We start from the raw sequence: 22,587 nt of genomic DNA on the forward strand, positions 1-22,587 counted from the left end.
CTTTATTATAGCATTTTCACCCTAAAAGCATTCGGTATTTTCCCAATATCATGTAATAAGCAAAAAAAATATCCGCTATTATCGAACAATTAGGGGGGACATTGCTCACTCAGTTAAATCAGACTCTAGTAAATCTAGGATTTGGCGAGTGTGCTGGAGAGAAAGCTGTCCGGGCGCACTTTCCGCAGTCAAACTCGCAAAGGTCCAACATGATCCCGTCAAATAGCCCGAAATACGGGTAAGCCGCCCTAGCTCACCCATGGCCATAGTAATGAACTTTTCACCATATTCCAATGTCAAATCTCGGGTGATCTGCATTAAATCTAGCACATCACATTCGTGTCCTGGCATCACTGCAACTTTCACATAAGCTGTCTTTTCTTGATGCATTTTTAACAGACGCTTGGTTAAATCTGTCGGTACTTCCTCAAAATTATGGTAAGACAAGACGATTTTATCAGCGAAAGCCGCCAGTTGATGGAGGGCGCGCCCATGTGTAAAATACTCTATGTCAATGTAGGCAGGATTATAAGTTAAAATTTTTTGAAGTAAAGCTAAATATTTCTTCTCTGAAAGTTGAATATTCCCCCCCTCTCGCACTGTTCGTAAAGTAAATAAAACTTTAAAATCCTTAAATTTTTCAAAGAATTGCGGAGCAAGAATTAAAATATCTTCTTCTGATAAAAAATCAGCACGCCACTCAATCAAATCTACATCTTCATAATCATTGATATTAACCCGTTCAAGATCTGACGGCTCTGTCAGCATTACTGGAACAACAATTTTAGTTCTTCTCATAAATTTCTCCTTACTTTCCCATAACTTCTTTCTTTATTCTAGCATATTTTAGAAAAAGAAAAAAAGGGAAAACTGTTCCCTTTTCTCTTTTTATTTTCTCAATTTTCGAAGACTAACTGGGGTAGCTGGATTCGAACCAACGCATGAGGGAGTCAAAGTCCCTTGCCTTACCGCTTGGCTATACCCCACTGTTATTTTGTGACAACGAGAATATTTTATCAAACTTTAACATAAATTTCAAGTTTGAGCTCATAAAAAGTATTTATAATTTTTTTGAAACTTTCTCCTCACAAAATAAGAGATTAAACAGATAAATTATAAGCCTTAATGCCTTCTTCAAGTGCTTCTTCAAAAGTACGTACGACCGCTACTTCTTTACCTGATACCTTCACGACAAACGTTCCAAATTCTTCTTTAATTTCAGCAATGGTTTTTTTACCGCTTTTAATGACCGCACCGTCAGTAGTGTCAATAATCTCAAGTTCTGTATCTTTCTTCTTTGACATCGTCAACTCCTTTGTTTCGTTGTATTTTTGCTTTAACAATCATATCATTTTCCGCTCTTTTTGTCACGCCCACTTTAGAAGTCATAAACAGCTTGAACAGCAAATAAAAAAATACTGACAGAGCTGTCAGCATTTTTTATTATGATAATTCAGCAATAGCAGCTTTAAGTTGTGCTTTTGTTTGAACACCAACAATGCGTTTTACTTCTTCACCATCTTTTTTGAACATCAATGTTGGGATAGACATAATGCCAAATCCTTGAGCTGTTGCTGGGTTTTCATCAACATCCATTTTGCAAATCTTAAGTTCTGATTCGTCAAGTTCTTCGGAAAGTTGTTCCAAAATTGGCGCTTGCATGCGACATGGGCCACACCAAGTTGCCCAAAAGTCAATTAAAACAAGCCCTTCTTTTGTTTCTTCATCAAACGTTGCATCAGTAATATTATATTCCATATCTTTCTCCTTCGAAGTGGTCTTTTTACTTAGTAAGACTATTTTAGAGTAAATTCCAAGGAAATTCAAGGAAAGAGATTTTCAGCGCAAAAGCCCACCTACCAAAAGGTAGATGGACTGGATGACATCAACTCAGAGCGGTTGCTCAATACGACTTTTCAACGGAAAAACTTTAAATCCACCTCCCCGTCTTAAACAACCGGTCAATGATTAGCCATCATGAGGTTATTACGGCTACGTTTGCCCACGACGACTTGGAACAAGCGAAAGCGTATTGAGTTTCTCTGAGATGCAACCTCGTTTAACTATCTTTATTGTAGCAAATTATATAGAATTATACAAACAATTCGCTTTTTGGTTATTGCTCCTTCTTATTTAAGGATCGCAATAGTTGCCCCAGAACCCCCAGCATTGATAGGTGCATAGTCGTAAGACTTGATATGACGATGCTTTTGTAGTTTTTTCTGCACCATCTCGCGAATTACTCCGGTACCAATCCCATGAACAATCGTAATCTGGATAAGATTAGCTAAGAGGGCTTGATCGATATAGTTTTCTAACTCTAGCTCGGCTTCTTCATAACGCATCCCTCTTAGATCAAGTTGGGCCTTAACTTTACTCGTTACTTTTTTATTGACATTTTTTGTTTTTGTTTGTTTTTGCGCTTCAGTTTCTATTAGTTCAAACTGATCTTCTGACAGTCGCGTCGTAATAGCGCCCATCTGTACAGTCCAACGCCCATCTTTTTCAAGGCGAATTAATTTACCAGGTTGACCATAAGAGATGACATTGACCTGTGCCCCCTGCTTGAGTCCACGCTGTGCTTTTGCTTTTTTGAGGACTTTATTTTTACTGAAGTCAATGGTTGGTGCTAAGGCCTCAAGCTCAGCTCGAGCAGCAATGATTTCATGGGGCTTCAGTGCAGCCTTCTCATTAAGATTTTTCAAAATCTCTTGCGCTTCAAGACTTGCTTTCTTCACAACTTCTTGTGCTTCTTTATGCGCTTTTTCAAGTTCAGATTCTCTTTGACGATTGACTTGCTGATAAACTTTTGTTAAATCCTTGTGTAGGGTAAGATTCTCGCGCTCAATCTGTTTAATATGGCGCGTACGCTCGATTACCTCATGCGTTTTTTCCTCAAGTTTTTGAATCATCTCATTGACATCATGCTCGCTATCTGAGAGTTGATCACTTGCTTGATGAATAATATCCTCAGAGAGTCCCAAACGCCGAGATATTTCTAAGGCGTTAGAACGTCCAGGTACGCCCAATTGTAAATGATAAGTAGGCTGCATTTGATCAATATCAAATTCCATGCTGGCATTAATAACCTGATCAGTTTCTACCCCATAGGCCTTCAACTCAGGGTAATGGGTGCTCGCTATCGTTTTCACTTGACCAGCTCGCAATTTTTCAAGGATAGCTATTGCTAACGCTGCTCCCTCTTTAGGATCTGTCCCAGCACCCAACTCATCAAAGAGGACTAAACTCTTTTCATTCGCTTCACTCAAGATTCGGACGATATTGGTCATATGGCTTGAAAAAGTGGAAAGACTTTGCTCAATAGACTGTTCATCCCCAATATCAGCGAAGATTTCATCAAAAAGATGGATGCGACTCCCTTCACTTGCTAAGATAGGAAGTCCTGACTGAGCCAAGGCGGTCAATAATCCAACTGTTTTCAAGGTGATGGTTTTCCCACCCGTGTTAGGCCCCGTAATGACAATGGTATTTAATTGCGCATCAAATTTGATATCGTTAGCGACAACTACCTTTGGATCAATCAACGGATGGCGTGCCTCAAAAAGGATAATATCTTTTTGTGTCACCATTTCAGGCAAAGTCGCCTTATGGGCTACAAGATAAAGATATTTGGCCCGAATAAAATCAATATGCCCAATCAACCAAGCATTCTGACGAAGTTCTGGGGTAAACGGTTTAAGTTGAACCGAAAGTTCGCGATAAATTCGCGTCATTTCATTTTTTTCTTCCATCCGTTTCTGATTGAGTTTGTTGTTTAAACTCACTACTGCATTGGGCTCAATATAGAGCGTTTGACCTGAGGCAGACATATCATGCACCACGCCTGGAATCTTATTTTTATTCTCCGCCTTAACAGGTAAAACCTGTCGCTCATTACGGATGGTGATGACATTTTCCGATAAAGCAGGAAGATTCTTATTTAGCAGCTCTTGCATAATTTTGCGAATCTCTGCCTGGTGCGTTTTGATTGCACCGCGAATATGCATCAACTCTGGGCTAGCATTATCATATAAGCTCCCCGCGTTGTCAAAAATCTCGAGCATTTTCATCAGTGCTGACAGATCTGTCAGTTTGTCAAGGGTCACATCCAAAGCGGGAGTTTCAACGTTTTCAGCTTCCGCAAAAAAACGGGTGATATTCAAACCCACTTGAATTACTTTTTTTATCTCAACAAATTCTTTTCCATTAAGACTTGCTTCAAGTTCTAAGCGACGTAGAATCTCACTTAAATCAGTAGTTTTTGAGAGATTAAGCAGACCGTTTTCTTGAGTTAAGCTTTGAAAATCAGCGACTTCATCAAAAAGAAGTTGAATTTTAGAGGCATCGGTAAGAGGGACTAATTCTGCCAATTCTTTTTTCCCTTGGGCAGTGGTCAAGTTTTCCAAAAATTGGTCTTTGACCTTATCATATTCTAATATTTGGAGTATTTTTTTATTCATAATATTTTTTCAGCTTAAATAATTAAAGCTAACATTTCTATGCTAGCGGATTGATATGGACAATATTTTCGATAAATAAATTTTGTAAAAGATTCGAAGTTATCGGGGTATGTAAAACCATCAAGCGGGCAAGCCCACTCGCGTCGATATGACTTTGTACGGTTGCCAGTGGAACAAGACTCAGGGTAACAAGCAACATCTGTAAACCAAAATAAGTGGTAGCTATGCTTAAGACACCAGCAATAATTTTTCCTTGCTTTCCTAGTGGGCTTAGCGTAATTCTTATAAAAAGGCCTATCAAACGAACGACTACATAAGCTAGTGTAAAGATAATCAAGAAAGAGGCACCAGCATAGAAAGCTTCATCCAATTGGAATAAGAGGTTATCACTAAACAAAAGAAGGTGAGAGCCTTCAGTTGCACTTGAAAAAGGCACCCAAATACTAATCTGCTGTGCTAATTCTTGATAGTAACTTCCTGCGATGAGCGCTGCAATCACAGTCCCAACACAATAAATCAACTGGAGGAGCAAACCTCGAGAATAGCCCACCATAAAGGCCCAGACTAATGCAATAACAATAATTAAATTTAAAATCATCTGAATTTCCTAATATTTATATCTGTGCAATCTCACCTGAGATTAAAGATGAAGCGCGAGGTTATTCGCTTACTTCATTTATCGTCTTCTATTATAACATTATAACATAACTTATAAAAAGCCTCTGGGCTTGTTCGTTTTACTGACCCGTCCATCAGCAGACTTTTAAGGATAAAAAAACGTCTTCTTTAAGTCGACGTTTTATTTTTCTTAAAAAATCGAGGAAGAATGCCCTTTTCTTATGGCATGATCTAAAGTTAAAACTTGGGTCATCGCATTGATAGCTAACACCGCTTCCCCAAAACCAACTGACATCAGAGGGACTTTGCCTTCATAATCACTCGCATCACCCGCCACATAGAGCCCTTCGATGTTAGAGCGCATTTGGCGATTCGCCGTCACCCGACCATTACGGGTCACTTCTAGCCCCTCAATCAAATCCAGCTGATTCGTCAAAAAGCCATAATTGACAAGAATTTTATCCACTGACAGCTCGGTCAGTAAATCAGACTTAACTTTTTGAAGCTGGACACCTTTTTCTGTAAATTCTGAAAGGGTATAGGGAGTGTGGAGCTGAATAGAGGAATCTTCTAGACGCCTTACTGTATGCTCATGTGCCCGAAAAGAGGTCCGACGGTGAATTAAATGAACTTCTGAAGCTACTTTTTCAAGCATCAATGCCCAATCTAAGGCTGAATCTCCCCCGCCAAAAACAGCAACTTTTTCGCCTTTGAAAGCTTGTAAAGAAGTGATAAAGTAAGAAAGTTTACCAGAAACTTCCAGTGCTTCCTCACCCGTCACTCCCAACTTACGCGGTGTTAATAAGCCCGCACCAGTGGTTAGAAGGACCGCTTTTGCTTTTCTGACCGCCTGGTCAGTAGTAATCGTAAATCCAGTGCTCGTTTTTTCTAATTTTTGAACAGCTTCACCTAGAAAAAGACGGTGAGGAATTTGCGCCAGCTGCTCCAAAAGATTACGTGTCAAATCAGCTCCAGTAACTGCTGGTAAGCCCGCAATATCATAAATTAATTTTTCAGGATAAAGATTTTGCGGCTGGCCGCCCGCTACCTCTGCTGATTCGATGATTGCCACAGACAAGCCCCGCATTCCCGCGTAAAAAGCTGCATAAAGGCCAACAGGACCTGCACCAACAATGATTAAATCAATCTCTTGCATTTCAAACTCCTTGAGTAAATTCGGAGAGCACCCCAAACTAATTTTTATCGTCTTTCTATTATCACGACTTTTCCTCAAAATGTCAAATACTTTTGACTTTGGTTCATTATTAAAAAAACAACCCATTGCTGGGCTGTAATTTTATTTTGTAGAGTGGCGAGAAATGATCTCGTGATCCAAGACTAATTGATTCTCATCAACTTCTTCTTTAAGCATTAATTTGGTCAGCAAACGCATCGCAACAGCACCTAAGTCGTAAAGAGGTTGATTGACTGAAGTCATGCGTGGATAGGTATATTGTGTGATTGGAGAATTTGCCCCAGCGATAATTTCAAAGTCTTCTGGAACATTGATTCCTTTTTCCATCAAAGCTGACAACAGACCAACTGCTGTAGTATCTTGAGCGACAACTGCTGCCGTTACCCCTTTTTCAAGCAGACGTTCCGCCAAAGCTCTTCCTTGCTCATAGCTGTAGTTGCCTTCAAAAACAAGCCCTTCATCAAACTCAATCCCTGCTTCAATCAAAGCTTCTTGATAACCAACCATACGTTCAGTATTTTCAGCATCTTTCAGTGATCCCATGATATAAGCAATTTTTTTATTTCCACTATTGACCAATTTTGTTGTGGCTTGATAAGCTGATAAATGATAATCAATATTGACAGAAGCCAACTCTTTATCACCATCAATCGTTCCAACTAGGACAACAGGAGTACGTGCATTTTTAAGAGCCAAACGCACTTTTTCATCCAAGGTTGAACCCATATACACAATCCCATCAACCTGTTTTGATAAGAATGTTTCTAACACTTTTTCTTCTTTTTCAACATCATTATCACTGTTAGCTAATATCATGTTGTATTTGTACATGGAAGCGATATCATCTACCCCGCGTGCAATAGCTGCGAAGTAAGTTGAAGTAATGGTTGGCAAGATAACACCCACTGTTGTTGTGCGTTTGCTTGCCAGTCCGCGAGCGACTGCGTTGGGACGATAATCTAGTTCGGCGATTGCATCCAAAACCTTCTGCCGTGTCTTTTCTTTAACGTTTGCATTACCATTTACTACACGGCTGACTGTTGCCATTGAGACTCCGGCGACACGTGCCACGTCGTAAATTGTTGTTGTTGATTCTACCATATTTTTGGCTAACCTCTTTCTTATTTTTTGATTACAGTATTTATGAAAACCATTTTCATTTTTAAATTATATCATGAACTGTAAACCTTTTCAACCATAAAAGGTAGGATTTAACGTGATTTTTTGAGAAAAATAGCGTAAAATGGAAGTAAGATGCTTTTTAATTATGAAAATGATTGAAAAACTCATTTTTTACACTTTCAGGAGGACACTTTATGACTAAAATTGAACGCATAGCGACTTATCTCAACGAGAAACAAGTCGACATGACCTTCATCACTAACCCTACTACCTTAAACTACTTAACGGGGCTAGAGATTGATCCACACGAACGTATCGCAGGACTCATGATTTTCCCAAATCATGCCCCTATGCTTTTTACACCAGCTTTAGAAGTTGAAAAAGCTAAAACTCATACAACTGGTTTTGACATTTTTGGATACGAAGATGCTCAAAACCCTTGGGAAGTTGTTAAAAATCATGTAAAATCAGAAGTTAAATCAATTGCGGTTGAATTTTCAGATATTCCTTTAGCTAAAACTGAAGGGTTGAAAGCACAATTTGGTGATATTAATTTTGTGAATTTGACTCCTTTGATTGAACAAATGCGTTTGATTAAGTCAGCAGATGAAATTGAAAAAATGAAAGTTGCTGGTGATTTTGCTGACAAGTGTTTCGAAATTGGCTTTGCCACTGCTGCTGAACGTCATGGTGTGACTGAATCTGATATCGTTGCAAAAATTGAATATGAAATGAAACGGATGGGTGTGCCACAGATGTCATTTGACACGCTTGTTTTATCAGGAGCTCGCGCTGCTAATCCACATGGTGCACCTGAAAATGTTGAAATTCAAGAAAATAAACTTTTGCTCTTTGACTTGGGTGTGATGAGTGGCGGATATGCTTCTGATGCGACACGTACCATCGCAATTGGTCAACCTAATGACTTTGATGCTGAGATCCATAAAATCGTTAAGGAAGCTCAACAAGCAGCCATGGACTTCATTAAACCTGGTGTAACTGCACATGAAATTGATGCTGTTGCCCGTGATTTAATTACTAAAGCAGGATATGGTGAATATTTCAATCACCGCCTTGGACATGGTATCGGAATGGACGTTCACGAATATCCATCTATTGTTGCCGGAAATGACCTCGTAATTCAAGAAGGAATGTGCTTCTCTAACGAACCTGGAATTTATATTCCAGGTAAAGTAGGTGTGCGTATTGAAGACTGTCTTTACGTAACAGAAAATGGTTGTGAAAGTTTCACGCATACCAATCATGACCTCATGATTTTTTAAGCTTTTTCCTCTCCAAAGCTTACTTACACTTAAAATAAATACTGACCATCTGGTCAGTAAACAAAAAAAGCCTTATCCTGTATGGATAAGCTTTTTTTATCTTCAATAATCCAAATTATCAGAATGACCAGAGCCATTTCCAACAAAATAACCCGTTTTTGCATTAATCGAAACGAGATAAGTTCCATTTGGTGCGTAGAGGTTGTAGTAACCACTGACGATTCCAGCAGGAAAACCTTGTGTGCCATTTGTGGTATGAATAGCACTTGGTACTAGGATATAGTCATTCCCTGTGATATAGCCGCGATCACGCGCAATATTTAGTACCTTTTCTTTAATGCCTGCTCCCCAAGTGAAAGCAGGATCAGATGTATTCACGCCCGCTTGGGGTTGCACACGTGCCTTGGCCGTTTCAAGAGTTACCCCTGCCGAACTTACACCTTCTGAATTTGTTGTTGATGACTGACCACTGTTTTGATTGGCAGAACTTGTATCAGCTGCAGATGAAGAAGGAGTAGTCGTACTTCCTGTATCTGTGGCACTTTGAGCGGTTGATGAAGCGACAGCTTTATCTTGTGATGTGGAAGCTGCTGCGCTTGAAGCTTTTGCTGCGGCTTGAGAACTACTTGCTTTAGTTTTTTGTGCTTGAGCCAAATCAATCGCTTGTGCTAACAGTTTGTTGAGGGTAGCGTTAGCTGTCTTAGGAGTTTCAGGGATCTTAACATCCTTTACAATTTGGACTTGCTTATCCAATTTACCATCGGTGATGGCCGGTTTAGTGAATAGAGCATTTACTTTCTCAATAGCTGCGATTTGTGTTTTCAAGTCCTCAGTCTCAGAAACTGCGCTGGCCCAAGCCGTTGCTGTCTTGTGAGTATTTACTAATTTTTCAAGTTTTGGCAATGCGCTAAACTGGCTATTTTTCAAACCTTCGTGAGATTTATCTGTGAAAAAGGCCTCATATTGGCTTTTAAAATTATCCAAATCCGAGCGACTACTAGAACTTGTCTGCACTGTTTTTGGTTTTTGATGGGCATTATATTGCGCAAAACCAACAGCACCTGCTGCAATCAAGACCAGGGCGCATAGTCCAATAATAATAGGAACTTTCCGCTTATTACTTACGGGCGCGGCTTTTTCTTGGGACGTTTCACCTTCTGGTTCACTTTCTGCTTCATCAGAAGGTGTGACAGTTTGATAAGGCACTCCAGCTGGTTGGGATTCAGCTTGTGGGGGAACCAATGGAGCAACTGTTTTCCTAGTTTCTTGCTCACTGTCGTTAGCTGACATAATAACTGGCGAAACTGGGGAAGACTGATCCTCTACTGCTTTTTTGTCTTCCCTCGCTTCAGTTTCATCTGCAACAGCTGGCTTAGTCTCTTGAGGGGCTTTATCAGCAAGGCTTGAATCGCTGATGGCGCCATCAGCCATAATGACGGGATCTAAGACCACTTCTTGCTTTTCATCAGAGGAATCTAACTGATCTTCTGCAGAACTTTTTGAGTCTTCCCTATTTTCTTGTCTCTCTGGCTCAACTTTTGTTTCTTTAAGAGCTTCCTCTGCTTGTTCAGAAGTCGTCTCTGATAGCTCGACAGATTGCTTTTCTTCTTCTGACGACGAGGTCAGCGTACCCTTTAGCTCAGTGGTGTTATCAGTTCCTTCTGTGGAATGAACGTCTGGTGTTGAAATTTGCTCCCGCTCATTTTGAATAAAGTCATCCAAATTCTTATTTTTGGCTTCTTCTATTTCGCCGCGATGCTGGCGAATGTATTTATCCAAAACAGATTCATTATCTTGATTTTCTTGATCCACACGCTTTGATTGCTCGACAATCTCACCAACTGTAAAATCTTGCAAATCTTGCAGTTTCAGTGTTTTTTCACCAATTTGCTTTGTTCTATTTTTATTTTTGTTCTTGTTTTTATTTTTTTTGTTTGACATTTCTCCTCCGATCAGACCAACTTTTATTCTATAAGAGCTAAAGCATGGCCCAAATCCTTTGAAGTCTTCTTAAAATGAGCTTCTTGGCCACTGACAGACCTGTCAGTAAAATTTATTTAATCCGCTTGCCAAAGTACATATACAAGTCAGTACGCAAAGTCCCATTATAAAGCTTACGCTTCTTGGTTGCTTTTGCACCAAAATGTTTTTCAAAATCAACATCACTCGTCAAAATATACTTGCTCCAAGTTTCAAGAGGGGCAAAGGTTTTGCCCATCTCACCATAAAGCGTAGCGACCGCTTCTTCATCCTCGAGGCGCACACCATACGGTGGGTTCGAGACAAGCACACCGTCAAGTTTTTCAGTCTGAAAATCTTGCAGTCGCATTTGTTTATATTTTATCACATCTGAAAGGCCCGCCGCAAGCGCATTGCGTTTTGCAATTTCTACCATACGGCCGTCAATATCAAAACCTTGTATATCCAAGTCCAAATCTGTGCGCACTTGTTTTTGGGCCAACGCTTTTTCGTGCTTGAGAATTTCTGCATCAAACCAAGGCCAAGCCTCAAAAGCAAAGTCACGTTTCAGTCCTGGTGCCATATTTAATGCCAACATTGCTGCCTCAATCGTAAAGGTCCCAGAACCACACGTTGGATCGACAAAAGCACGGCGGGGATTAGCCAACCAATTGGTCAACATCACGATACTCGCTGCCATATTTTCTTTCAGTGGTGCTTCCCCTTTTTCCGAACGATAGCCACGTTTAAATAAAGAATCACCTGTTGTATCAATCATCACCGTTGCCACGTCTTTGTGCAGAGCAATTTCAATTGAAAATTTAGGGCCGTTTTCTGGAATAGGTACACCTTCAGGTCGATGGAAAGTCGTTTGCAACTTTTTAACAATCGCTTTTTTCGTGATTCCTTGCACTGAAGGTTCATTATGCAGCGTTGATTTGACCGATTTTGCCTTGCTGACTGGAAATTGGCAGCCAAAAGGAATCAATTCTTCCCACGGCAACGCATAAACCTGCTCAAACAATTCTTCAAAAGTACGTGCTTTAAACTCACCAACTACGATTTTCACCCGATCAGCAGTACGCAGCCAGAGGTTTGCTTTAGCAATAGTAGCTAAATCTCCCTCAAAAAATACCCGTGAGCGATCATCAATCGCCACATCAGTGATATCCAGATTGCGTAACTCACGTGCAACCAAGCTCTCAAGTCCAGCGGAAGCCGTAGCTAATAATTTAAATTTTTTTATCATTTCTTAGTATCCAAATTCTATTTAAAAAAAGCTGAGGCTAAAAGCCCCAGCCTGTGTCATACAGTTTTCTATAAGCCATGTTTTGTTCCGGTCTCTACGACCTTCGATAACCATCTGTCTGCTAAAATACAAGATTTTAGCCTCGACCACGCCTTCATTTCGGCTAGTCAAGTGCCCCGACCATAAGTTTGGGTTGCTCGCTTGAGGGGTTTACCACGTTCCATTCTTACGGTTTCCCGTAAGTCTCGTCTCTATGGCACTTTTACAGGCTTACTTACGCATATCAAAAGACTTAGCGCTTTGGCCAGCCGTTAGGCATGACGCTCCTACCCAGGTTTATTGTTTCACCTAGCACAAACACTACGGACATCTCAGTCCGTGCGAGCATGGACTTTCCTCACGACTCAAAAAAATCGCGCGATTATCCGAAAACTATTTTTATTATTCTTATTGAGGTCCTGACCTTATGCAGGACACTCAACTTATCCATTTGCAAGAGGATAAGTTACAAACTAATCATGCTCACTAGCAATGCCATTTGGCCCAAAGACAGCTTGTTCCAAACGATTAATCCGCTTCAACAAATCAAAGTTACTTGGATTACGTACTTCAACTTTTGGTTTATTAGAACGTGTTTGTTGTAATAACTGACTCGGATCAAAGCGTTGTGTATCATCAAGATTAGCTTGGTTGGGTTTAGAAACTTGCATTTCTAACTCAGCAATTTTTTTCTTTAAAAATTCATTTTCTTCTTGTAAACGTAAAACCTCTGTCTGATAAGCTTCATAGTCAGCAATCACGTCATCAAGGAGTTCGTCGACTTCTTCTTTATCGTAACCACGCATCTTTGTGGAGAAGTCTGCTTCATAAATATCTTTAGGCGTAAATTTAAATGTTGGCATTTTTACCTCTTCATCATCATTATAAAATGTCCGTTATTAATCATACCAAATTTTCAGATTTTTTTCAAGGTCAACCTGATTAAAGTAATATCAAAAAGATAAGCCTTATCTGCCAAACTGGTTTTAATCGCATAGTCCAATTCAATTAATTCAAGCAGGCCTTTTTTCAATTGAGACAGTGGCAACTTCCGGACTAACTGGTTAGCTAATTTTACTGGATAAGGGTGCATTTTCAAATAGGAAACCTGCTGATTTTCTTGCCAGCTTTTTTCTTGAAAGAGTTTGACCTGCAGATATAAACGGTAAGAATTTGTCAAAATCGCCAAAATTTTGATTAAATCCTCACCCTGTAAAGTCAAATCATGCACCAGTGCACGTGCCTCATTAATTTTCCCTTTGAAAATTAAGTCAGTTAAGGCAAAGATATTATCTTGTAGTGATTTGGGAACAACTTTTTCGACATCCTCCACCGTGACCTCGCGTCCAAGTGCATAAGTTTCGACCAAATCAATATTTTGCTTCATGACCGAAAAATTATCGTTTGACTTAGCTGCAATCAAACTTAATACCGCTTTTGATAAGCTACTTCCTTGACTGAAATAGTGAATTAATTCTTGACTTTTTAATTCACGCGCTTCAAGGAGAGTTGCCTTAGCTTTTAATTTTTTTACAACTTTCAGACGACTATCTAACTTCCCATACAGAATTACCACAAGTTGGGTTGTCTCTGCCGGATTGTCCAAAAAACTTTCAAAGCGCTTCATCTGCTTTTCATCGAGAACGCTCTTTTTAACCGTTGTTAAATTGACCAAATTGTCCAAGATTACCAACCGAGAATCTGAGAAAAAGGGTAACGATTCCAAATCTTCAAGTGCTAAATCACTGTTGTTAGGGGTTAAGTCATAATAAGCCTGACTCAAATCCGTTGGTTCAAAGTTCACCTCAGATAAGAGCTGCTTTTTCAATTCGCCCACTATTTCGGTTGGCTCGCCAAAGATAACTAAAATCTGCGGCAGGCCTTTTCTTTTGATTTCATTAAATTCATCAAATACTGTCATTTTTAACTACCTCGTTACCATTTTTAAAGCAAACCCCAAGAGAACTAGGAGCAGGATGAGCAAAGCAAAAACTAAACAACCAACTTGAAAGAGTTTAGCAAAACTTGATTTTGCATTTCTAACAATTTCATTATCAGATACAGCTATTCTCTCTTCCATTGATTTATATTTTTCATTAGAGTCAAAAGTGACATAGCCCCCACCGATAAAGCCATCGTCTTCCGTCATTTTATTTCCATACAAAGCATCATTCCATGTAATCGGTCGATAAGCTTCAACTCCTGGAATAAATTTTTGTGAAGAAGTGATATTTTTATCCGCCTTTAATGCTTCATAAAGTGTTCTGACTGGGGCCTTCATGCCACCTTTTAAAATCTCATCATCAGCAGGCCGATTCCAAAATTCTAAACGCATATAAAGCTGCCCTAAGATTTTTAAAACTGGTTCTTTGCGTTCATTTAAAATCAGGGCATCGGCTAGAACGGCTTTCTCCTGCTTGGACAATTTTTTATTTTGCTCATCTTCGCGTAAAATCTCATAAATTTGCAGAAAAAAGTGATGGTAATCTAGTTCTCCACTCATTCCTCTCCTCCAATGAACTCACCATCCGGACTAACAAGGACTTTACGAGGCGTCGTTCCTTTAGCAGGACCAACAATTCCTTGCGCTTCCAATTCATTCATCAAGTCAGAGGCACGATTGAATCCAACTTTTAAAGCCCGTTGCAATTGAGCCGTTGAAGCTTTTTGAGCCATAATAACCATATTTCGTGCTTCTTCAAATAAGGGGTCACCAGAGCCTGTATTTGAAGCGCCCGCACCAACTTGACTCTCATCTACCTCACCGGGGTCAAAGCTTTCGTCATACTGAGCTTCTGATTGGTCTTTAATAAAGGTCACAACAGATTCGACATCATCGTCAGATAAGAAAGCCCCTTGCAAACGAATCGGATGATTTTCATCAATTGGTTTAAAGAGCATATCCCCACGACCTAGTAATTTTTCAGCCCCATTAGTATCCAAAATTGTTCGTGAATCTGTTCCAGATGAAACAGCAAAGGCAATTCTTGAAGGAACATTTGCTTTAATTAGTCCAGAAATGACATCAACAGATGGTCGTTGCGTTGCAAGAATCATATGAATTCCTGCTGCTCGAGCCTTTTGTCCCAAACGAATAATGGCATCTTCCACTTCTTTACTGGCAACCATCATTAAATCGGCTAATTCATCAACAATGACTACAATCAAAGGAAGTTCAAGCATTTTTTCATCTGATTCTGCATTATATCTTTGGACTTTTTCATTATATCCCGCAATGTTACGAACGCCATAACGACTAAAGAGTTCATAGCGTTCTTCCATTTGGTCAACAACTTTTTGGAGGGCACGTGAAGCTTTACGTGGATTTGTTACGACTGGAATCAATAGATGAGGAATATCATTGTAAACAGAAAGTTCGACCATTTTAGGGTCAACCATCAGAAACTTCACTTGACTGGGCAAAGCCTTCATCAAAATTGAAGTAATAATCCCATTTACTGCTACTGATTTACCAGAACCAGTGGAACCTGCGATGAGTAGATGAGGCATTCTCGTTAAATCAAAAGTTCGAATACCACCGTCAAGCGATTTTCCAAGTGGAATTTCCAAAAGTTTAGCGGGATTCGTTTTTCCACCGTCCCACATTTCCCGAAAACCTACAGTCGCTACTTCAGCGTTCGGAATTTCCACCCCAATCAAAGATTTTCCAGGAATAGGGGCTTCGATTCGGATATCTTTGGCAGCCAATGCTAATGCCAAATCATCTGAGAGATTGACAACGCGTGACACTTTCGTTCCAGTGGCTAATTTGATTTCATATTTTGTAATTGATGGGCCGACAACGGCAGATTCCACATTGGCAGTGATTCCAAAAGAGCGGAAAGTTTCTTCTAAAATTCCAATGTTTTTACGAACATTTTCGCGTTCCCCAGCCTGATTTTTGACAGGTATCTCTGCAAGTAAACCAATTGTTGGAAGCTGATAGTTTCCTTCATAAGTCTGACTACTGTTAGTTTCAAAATGAACTTCATCATTTTCATCTTCTTTAGGATAATTTTGTTCAAAATCCATCATATTTTCTGTAACGGCAGTTGTTGAATCAGGAATGTTAATAGGAACCTCAGCGGGTGCGCTAGCAAATAAAGCATCTACTTGTTCTTCTCGAGGAGCTAGGAGTGCCTCCTCCTGCGCATTTTTTTCAGCCTCTAAGGCAGCGAGCGCTTTAGCCGCCTTTTTAGCTTCACGTTTTTCGTGGTGTTTTACTTTCCAATGAGCCAAACGCTCGTGAAGGCTTTGACGTACCTTCGGAAATAGTCCTGGCAAAAGGAGGTAAAGGGCAGCAAGCCAAAAAACAACCGCTAAAATGTAAACACCTGCCACAGAAAACAGAGCCTTCGCTGGTCCAAAAATGGCCGCTCCAATCACTCCTGAACCTACAAAATAAGTCACGCGACCAGCCGTTAAATCTGCTAAGATAAGGTGCAACGTCCGCCCAAAACTAAGCCCTAATTGAATTTGAAAGACGAGCATCAGCCCGATAAAAGCAATGCTAATAGCTGGGATAATGCGTTTATTATCTTTTAAAACGTTCTTCTTGAAAACCATGAGAAACATCATAAGGACCACTAACAATAAAAACAAAATCGCTAATGAGCCCACAAAGAGTCGGACAAGGTTATAAATTAGAACCCCTACAATCCCGAGACGAGCGAGGGCAAATAATATTAAGATAAGCGCAACAAAAAAAGCAATCATTTTTCGGGTAGCAGCTTTTTTTTGTAATTCTTTTTTTGTATTTCTTCGTGTATTTTTTTTCTTCGTAGCCATTTTTATATTTTACTTTCAGGTTCTTCTAATTTTAAAAAGGTCATCAGGTGCTGGTTCAAAATAGAATACTCTTTGCTTTGCTGACCAGCCTGTCAGAGAAGACTAGCTCTGGCATCTGTGGATAAATCTACTTACAATTATATCATAAATTTGATACAATAAAATTATGGAAAATATCAATGATTATAAGGCTTTAGCCTTCTTTGACCTCGATGGAACTTTGCTCAATGCCCAAAGTCAATTAGATCAAGAAGTAATTGACGGAGTACATCGGATTCGAGAAAACGGGATTTTACCTTTCATCGCAACTGGGCGAGGACATTTTGAGCTTGACGCAATCATGGAACAAACTGGCATTACCGGTGCGGTTGCCATGAATGGTCAGTATATTGTTTTAGATGGTAAAACCATTTACAAAGAGGAAATACCGACATCCAGTGTGAAAAAATTACTTCAAGCTTCAGAAACACAACGTGAGGCCCTCTCTTTTTATGACAGCCACGGTTACTGGGTCAACGCTCTGACTGATTTTGCAAAAAAAGCCTATGCTTACACGCATATGCCAATGCCTGAAGTCGATGCCACGCGCTATCTTTCTCAAGAAGTCAACATGCTCCTTGTCCTCACAAATCAACTCAGCCAGGTTGATTACTACAAAGAAGCCGTGCCCGAACTGAACTTTTTTATGAACTCACCAAGTTCAATCGATGTCACCAATCGTACAACAAATAAAGGAACTGGGCTGCTTCATGTTAAAGATGTCCTTGGTTTTGAAGGGGATACCTTTGCTTTTGGAGATGGACGTAATGATTTGGACCTTTTTAAAGCTGCGGATTATCGTACTGCAATGGGAAATTCTGTTTCAGAATTGAAAGAACTTGCTGATTTCATTTCTACAGAAAATACTAATCATGGCATTATCAATGCCTTTAAGCACTGGGATTTAATGTAAAATACTTTATTTTCATTTATAAAAAGCACCTGTTGAACGCGGTGCTTTTTATTTTTCTACTTTTATTTCTTGTTGCTTAAACACATAACTTAAAACCAAACAAATCGCAATGGGCAAGGTAATCAAAAGACCAGCTCCATTAAATAGCGACGCCAAGCCATAAAATATGCCAACAATCAGTAAATAAAGACGCCATCCCCTAGAATGATGGAAGCGAATAAAGGCTATCCAATTTAATATCACTAGTAAGATGAGAACACCCGCAGCGATGATCAGAGCTGAAACTAACATATTCATCTCTAAACCAGCATCTTGCACATCTTGAATTACCGCAGAAGAATTTCTCATGAGAAAAATAAACCAAAAACCTGCTAAGGCAATCAACACAAAAGCGGTGAAGATAAGATTAGCAATTAAGGCAAAAATTTTAGATTTTTTCATAGCTGCTCATTTCATATTTTGATTTTATCATTATAACATTTTTAAAAGAATTAAAAAATCCTCCAAGAATGAAGGATTTTATTAAAAACGGCGTGCATCATTTACTGACAGCACCGTCAGTAAGTCAGAATTAATCTTTTAAGGCTTGTGCCGCTGTAATGATGGCTAATTTATAGACATCTTCTTCATTACAGCCACGTGAAAGGTCGGATACCGGGGCGTTTAAGCCTTGTAAGATAGGACCGATAGCTTCAAAATTACCGAGACGCTGTGCGATCTTATAACCAATATTTCCAGATTGAATATCAGGGAAGATAAAGACATTGGCTTTCCCAGCTACAGAAGATTCAGGTGCTTTTTGACGAGCTACCGCAGGAACAAAAGCTGCGTCGAATTGGAGTTCGCCATCCAGTTCGATTTCAGGATGATTTTCTTTGACGAGCTTAGTTGCTTCTACCACTTTTTCAACATCTTCAGATTTACCAGAGCCCTTTGTTGAGAAAGAAAGCATCGCTACTTTAGGATCGATGTCAAAGAGGGCTGCTGTTTCAGCTGAAGCCACAGCAATATCTGCAAGCGTTGGCGCATCAGGTTTGATATTAATCGCACAATCGCCAAAAATATATTTTTCATTATCGTCACGCCCACGTACCATAATGAAAGCTCCAGAAACAGATTTAACACCTGGCTTTGTTTTAATAATTTGGAGTGCTGGGCGGACTGTATCCGCAGTGGAGTGAATTGCTCCAGACACCATACCATCTGCAATACCCATATAAACCAACATGGTACCAAAGTAATTAGGGTCTTTCAAAATTTCACGCGCTTGCGCTTCGGTCGCTTTTCCTTTACGACGTTCAATGAAAAGTTCTACCATTTGCTCAAAGCGATCACAATTCATTGGATCATAAATTTGAAAACCTTCAGGATTAATCCCCCGCGAAGTCAAAGTTGCTGTTACTTCCTTGATGTTTCCAATAAATACTGGTGTGACCAATTTGTCCGCATAAAGTCTGTTGGCCGCCCCCAAAATACGAGCATCTGTACCTTCTGGAAAGACGATTCTAAGTCCTTTTCCGCCGATTTTTTGTTTTAACGATTCAAAAAGTTCCATTTTGAAATTATCCCTCACTATGACCCTGTCATAGCACGCCGCTTTTTAAAGCGACTATCCTTTCTGCAAATGTTACGAAACAAGTATAACACACTTTCACAAAAAAAGTAAGCATTACCATTGTTGATTTATCAGGAAATAACTTCACTTCTCTTGAAGATTATTTCACAAAATAGATCTTAGCAAAGTTAAAAGAAAAACCTGTCTCAAACAGGCTTAATCATTCAAAATACTGGCAATCTTTGTTGTAATAATATCGACTCCTACCGTATTTGAAACTCCCTCAGGAATAATCACATCCGCATAACGCTTAGTAGGTTCAATAAACTGATGATACATTGGTTTGACAGCATCCAGATATTGAGTAATGACCGAATCCAAAGTACGTCCACGTTCTTCAATGTCCCGACGAATACGACGAATAATTCGCACATCATCATCTGTATCCACGAAAATCTTGATATCCATCAAATCACGTAAACGTTCATCTTCAAGGACTAAAATTCCTTCTACAATCAACACATCCACAGGTTCTTGACGATAAGTGTCCTCAGAACGCGTATGGCGAGCATAATCATAAATGGGAATATCAACAGCACGCCCTTCTTGGAGTTCCTTGAGTTGAGCAATCAGGTAATCTGTATCGAAAGCCAACGGATGGTCGTAATTTGTTTTCGTGCGTTCTTCAAAAGTGAGATGGGATTGGTCTTTATAGTAGCTATCATGTTCAATCATAGCGATTCTCTCATTAGAGAATGTCTCTAAAATCGCATGCGAAACACTTGTCTTACCACTAGCCGAACCACCAGTTACACCGATAATTAATGTTTTTTTCAAAATATGTGCCTTTCTGCAGAATAAATTCCACCGATTAATTGCACACTTGGGTCACAATTAATTCAAAAATTTTTCCTATATATTTTACCACATTTTATCAAATTTTGTCATTCACTTACCAAACCGTCAGTACACTGATAGTTCAGCAGAGGTACTTTAGTATAATTTTTGATATAATAGAGGTAGATTTTGACAGAAAATAGAAGTCCTTCTGATGAATTACTTCTGCCCCATAAAAGGAGATTAGGATGTTAAAACTTGGTGTTATCGGAACGAGTTGGATTGCTCGCTCTTTTATTGATGCAGCCCATCTGACTGAAAAATTTAAATTTTCAGCGGTCTATTCTCGCCGACTTGAATCCGCTGCGCGTTTTAGCGCTGATTTTGAAGAGATTGAGCAGTTTGATCAGTTAGAGCAATTTTTTGAGGCCCATTTAGATGTAATTTATATTGCAAGTCCCAATGCCTTACACTTTGAACAAGCAAAAGGCGCACTTCTTGCAGGGCATCATGTAATTGTTGAAAAACCAGCTTTTTCAAATCCTTCGGAACTTTTGGAAATTATGAAATTGGCTGAAGAAAAGGACTTACTTTTCTTTGAAGGCGCTCGTAACATTCACGAAACAGCTTTTACTACAATCAAAGACTTTCTTGCTGACAAGACTGTCAAGGGTGCGGACTTTACCTACTCCAAGTATTCTTCAAAAATGCCAGCACTTTTGCAAGGAGAACTCCCCAACAAGTTTAATGCGAAATTCTCAGGAGGGCTTCTTGCCGATCTTGGCGTTTATCTTTTATATGCAGCAATTTTTTGGTTTGGTAAACCTCAGAAAGCGACATATGACGCCGTTATTCTACCTTCCGGCGTTGACTTATCAGGTGTCGGTGTACTTGATTATAGTGAGTTCAAAGTCGCTATAAAATGTGCCGGAAATGTCAATAGCTACTTACCAAGCGAAATCTACACAGAAGATGGAACATTGATTTTAGATGGAGTGAATGCAATCACGTCAGCAACCTTTGTCAACTTAGCGGGCGAAAAAACAAGGCTAGATATTACAGCTCCTAAACATTCTCTTTATGATGAAGCAAACGAGTTTGCAAAACTCCTCGAATCTCATGATACGACAACCGCTAAACACCTTCAAAGCTATGCCAAAGCTGTTGCAGAAACTTCTTATGAAATGCGGCAGAGTGCTGGTATCGTCTTTACAGCAGATCATCAATAAACATTCTGTTTCACCCGTTACTGATTTAGAGGGCTTACCTTTACTCCTTTCTCTGACAGCTCTGTCAGTAACTTTTTACGGTCCCTTAGTTAAATTGGATATAACTACCGCCTCCTAAGCAGTGGTTGCCAGTTCGATCCTGGCAGGGGCCATATAAAAAAAGACACACTTGTTGTCTTTTTTATTTACTCAAATTTAATCCATTAAAGGAGTATGTTTAACTTCATCAATCGTTTTTGTACCTGCAAGTTGCATCGTAATGCTTAGCTCCTTATTAAGGTGTTCAAAAACCGCCTCAACTCCTTGTGCTCCACCAAGATTTAAACCATACAGAACTGGACGTCCAATAGCGACCACATCTGCTCCAAGTGCTAATGCCTTGAATACATGTGAACCACGTCTGATACCACTGTCAAAAACAATCGGAACCCGATGGTTTACTTGCTCGGCAATAAGAGGTAACACCTCTATTGATGCTGGTCCTCCGTCAAGCTGTCTTCCACCATGATTAGAAACCCAAATTCCATCAGCCCCTGCTTCAATGGCTTCAGCAGCATCGATAGGAGATTGGATACCTTTTACAATAACAGGGAGATGAGTGAACGCTTTAATTTTTTGGATATCTTCCATCACTAACCCTTGTTTAGCAGCTGCATAAATCTCACTTATCCCTCTACCTTTCCCGTCACTTTCAGAAAAAGCTGCAAGATTAGGCATTGGAAGCGGAAATTGAAAATGGTTCACAACATCTTCTTCACGGTACCCTCCCAACGTAGAATCAGCTGTTAAAATGATTGCTTTAACTCCTGCAGCCACCGCCTTCGCTAAGAGAAATTCATTAAAATGATCATCCTTACTCATATACAATTGGAAAAATTGTGGTGCTCCAGGGGCAGCCTGAGCAGCTTCTTCAACCGCAGTACTGCCGTAGGTACTAATAGAGAATATTGATCCTATCTTTGCTAGAGCCTTCGCCGTAGCAACTTCTCCCTCTTCATGAGCAAGTCCTTGAGCAGCCACAGGAGCTTGTATGATAGGTGTAGTCAGCGGTATTCCAAAAAGAGAAGTTGATAAATCTGCATGATCAATTCCTCTTAAGACACGTGGCATTATTTTCTTTTTATTGAATGCTAGGGTATTTTCTCGCATGGTCCACTCATCCTCAGCACCACCTCGAATATAACCAAAAGCCCCTCCATTTCCTGCAGCTTCCATACTTTTTTTCACTCTAGCTTCAAGTGATTGCAAGTTGATAATTTCAATTTTCTTATTTTCTTGACTTGTTTGATATTTCATTTTTT

The 22,587-nt window shown here is 39.7% G+C and carries 20 protein-coding genes, 2 tRNA genes and 1 other RNA gene; 4 read left to right on the top strand and 19 right to left on the bottom strand.

The annotated features are described in order from the left end of the window. Positions 1 to 105: 105 nt before the first annotated feature. From aroD to ccpA, 8 genes are all read right to left on the bottom strand, one after another. A complete protein-coding gene (gene aroD, locus JW886_RS07750; protein WP_205871781.1) occupies positions 106 to 798 on the bottom strand; it encodes a type I 3-dehydroquinate dehydratase in 693 nt (230 codons plus the stop codon). A gap of 116 nt (positions 799 to 914) precedes the next feature. Beyond that, positions 915 to 986, bottom strand: a tRNA-Gln gene (locus JW886_RS07755). Between the two features lie 114 nt (positions 987 to 1,100). Further along, on the bottom strand, positions 1,101 to 1,304 hold the full coding sequence (locus JW886_RS07760) for a DUF2969 family protein (protein ID WP_075525390.1): 204 nt from the start codon (positions 1,302 to 1,304) through the stop codon (positions 1,101 to 1,103). 139 nt (positions 1,305 to 1,443) lie between these two features. After that, the gene (gene trxA / locus JW886_RS07765; RefSeq protein ID WP_075525389.1) at positions 1,444 to 1,758 is read right to left on the bottom strand and encodes a thioredoxin; all 315 of its coding nucleotides are present in this window, start codon (positions 1,756 to 1,758) and stop codon (positions 1,444 to 1,446) included. A 371-nt stretch (positions 1,759 to 2,129) separates the two neighbouring features. Continuing rightward, positions 2,130 to 4,460, bottom strand: a complete 2,331-nt coding sequence (locus JW886_RS07770) for an endonuclease MutS2 (protein ID WP_205871782.1) — start codon at positions 4,458 to 4,460, stop codon at positions 2,130 to 2,132. Positions 4,461 to 4,497: 37 nt separating this feature from the next. Continuing rightward, complete coding sequence (locus tag JW886_RS07775) at positions 4,498 to 5,058, bottom strand: CvpA family protein (protein ID WP_205871783.1); 561 nt, start codon at positions 5,056 to 5,058, stop codon at positions 4,498 to 4,500. A 210-nt stretch (positions 5,059 to 5,268) separates the two neighbouring features. Beyond that, entirely contained in the window at positions 5,269 to 6,234 is a 966-nt protein-coding gene (locus JW886_RS07780; RefSeq protein WP_075525386.1) for an NAD(P)/FAD-dependent oxidoreductase, read from the bottom strand. 141 nt (positions 6,235 to 6,375) lie between these two features. Next, a complete protein-coding gene (gene ccpA / locus JW886_RS07785) occupies positions 6,376 to 7,374 on the bottom strand; it encodes a catabolite control protein A (RefSeq protein WP_075525385.1) in 999 nt (332 codons plus the stop codon). 215 nt (positions 7,375 to 7,589) lie between these two features. On the opposite strand from ccpA, the gene JW886_RS07790 reads away from it, so the two are divergent. Beyond that, positions 7,590 to 8,678, top strand: coding sequence for a M24 family metallopeptidase (locus JW886_RS07790; RefSeq protein ID WP_205871784.1), 1,089 nt, complete (start codon positions 7,590 to 7,592; stop codon positions 8,676 to 8,678). A gap of 102 nt (positions 8,679 to 8,780) precedes the next feature. Here the strand turns inward: JW886_RS07790 and JW886_RS07795 are convergent, their stop codons facing one another. From JW886_RS07795 to JW886_RS07825, 7 genes are all read right to left on the bottom strand, one after another. Continuing rightward, a complete protein-coding gene (locus JW886_RS07795) occupies positions 8,781 to 10,619 on the bottom strand; it encodes a cell division site-positioning protein MapZ family protein (RefSeq protein ID WP_205871785.1) in 1,839 nt (612 codons plus the stop codon). A gap of 112 nt (positions 10,620 to 10,731) precedes the next feature. Next, positions 10,732 to 11,886, bottom strand: coding sequence for a THUMP domain-containing class I SAM-dependent RNA methyltransferase (locus JW886_RS07800; RefSeq protein WP_205871786.1), 1,155 nt, complete (start codon positions 11,884 to 11,886; stop codon positions 10,732 to 10,734). Between the two features lie 66 nt (positions 11,887 to 11,952). Then, positions 11,953 to 12,319, bottom strand: an RNA gene (gene rnpB / locus JW886_RS07805) — RNase P RNA component class B. A gap of 79 nt (positions 12,320 to 12,398) precedes the next feature. Beyond that, a complete protein-coding gene (gene gpsB, locus JW886_RS07810) occupies positions 12,399 to 12,788 on the bottom strand; it encodes a cell division regulator GpsB (RefSeq protein WP_075525381.1) in 390 nt (129 codons plus the stop codon). Positions 12,789 to 12,841: 53 nt separating this feature from the next. Beyond that, positions 12,842 to 13,846, bottom strand: a complete 1,005-nt coding sequence (gene holA / locus JW886_RS07815; RefSeq protein WP_205871787.1) for a DNA polymerase III subunit delta — start codon at positions 13,844 to 13,846, stop codon at positions 12,842 to 12,844. Between the two features lie 6 nt (positions 13,847 to 13,852). After that, positions 13,853 to 14,428, bottom strand: a complete 576-nt coding sequence (locus JW886_RS07820; RefSeq protein WP_205871788.1) for a hypothetical protein — start codon at positions 14,426 to 14,428, stop codon at positions 13,853 to 13,855. After that, complete coding sequence (locus JW886_RS07825; protein WP_205871789.1) at positions 14,425 to 16,713, bottom strand: DNA translocase FtsK; 2,289 nt, start codon at positions 16,711 to 16,713, stop codon at positions 14,425 to 14,427. Before JW886_RS07825 ends, JW886_RS07820 begins: the two co-directional genes overlap by 4 nt. 166 nt (positions 16,714 to 16,879) lie before the next feature. On the opposite strand from JW886_RS07825, the gene JW886_RS07830 reads away from it, so the two are divergent. After that, a complete protein-coding gene (locus tag JW886_RS07830) occupies positions 16,880 to 17,665 on the top strand; it encodes a Cof-type HAD-IIB family hydrolase (protein WP_205871790.1) in 786 nt (261 codons plus the stop codon). A 48-nt stretch (positions 17,666 to 17,713) separates the two neighbouring features. Here JW886_RS07830 and JW886_RS07835 read toward each other — a convergent pair whose 3' ends face one another. From JW886_RS07835 to udk, 3 genes are all read right to left on the bottom strand, one after another. Next, a complete protein-coding gene (locus JW886_RS07835; RefSeq protein WP_075525376.1) occupies positions 17,714 to 18,106 on the bottom strand; it encodes a hypothetical protein in 393 nt (130 codons plus the stop codon). 130 nt (positions 18,107 to 18,236) lie between these two features. Beyond that, the gene (gene pta, locus JW886_RS07840; RefSeq protein ID WP_075525375.1) at positions 18,237 to 19,220 is read right to left on the bottom strand and encodes a phosphate acetyltransferase; all 984 of its coding nucleotides are present in this window, start codon (positions 19,218 to 19,220) and stop codon (positions 18,237 to 18,239) included. Between the two features lie 216 nt (positions 19,221 to 19,436). After that, positions 19,437 to 20,057 (bottom strand): uridine kinase, encoded by a 621-nt coding sequence (gene udk / locus JW886_RS07845; protein ID WP_075525374.1) that lies wholly within the window; start codon positions 20,055 to 20,057, stop codon positions 19,437 to 19,439. A 248-nt stretch (positions 20,058 to 20,305) separates the two neighbouring features. Between udk and JW886_RS07850 the strand changes: the two genes are divergently transcribed. Both JW886_RS07850 and JW886_RS07855 read left to right on the top strand, forming a co-directional pair. Further along, entirely contained in the window at positions 20,306 to 21,286 is a 981-nt protein-coding gene (locus tag JW886_RS07850; RefSeq protein ID WP_205871791.1) for a Gfo/Idh/MocA family protein, read from the top strand. Positions 21,287 to 21,365: 79 nt separating this feature from the next. Beyond that, a tRNA-Arg gene (locus tag JW886_RS07855) sits at positions 21,366 to 21,438 on the top strand. Positions 21,439 to 21,481: 43 nt separating this feature from the next. Here JW886_RS07855 and JW886_RS07860 read toward each other — a convergent pair. Further along, on the bottom strand, positions 21,482 to 22,582 hold the full coding sequence (locus JW886_RS07860; RefSeq protein WP_205871792.1) for a lactate oxidase: 1,101 nt from the start codon (positions 22,580 to 22,582) through the stop codon (positions 21,482 to 21,484). Between the last annotated feature and the right edge of the window lie 5 nt (positions 22,583 to 22,587).

The organism is Lactococcus taiwanensis (assembly GCF_017068355.1).
In the GTDB taxonomy this organism is placed as follows: domain Bacteria; phylum Bacillota; class Bacilli; order Lactobacillales; family Streptococcaceae; genus Lactococcus; species Lactococcus taiwanensis.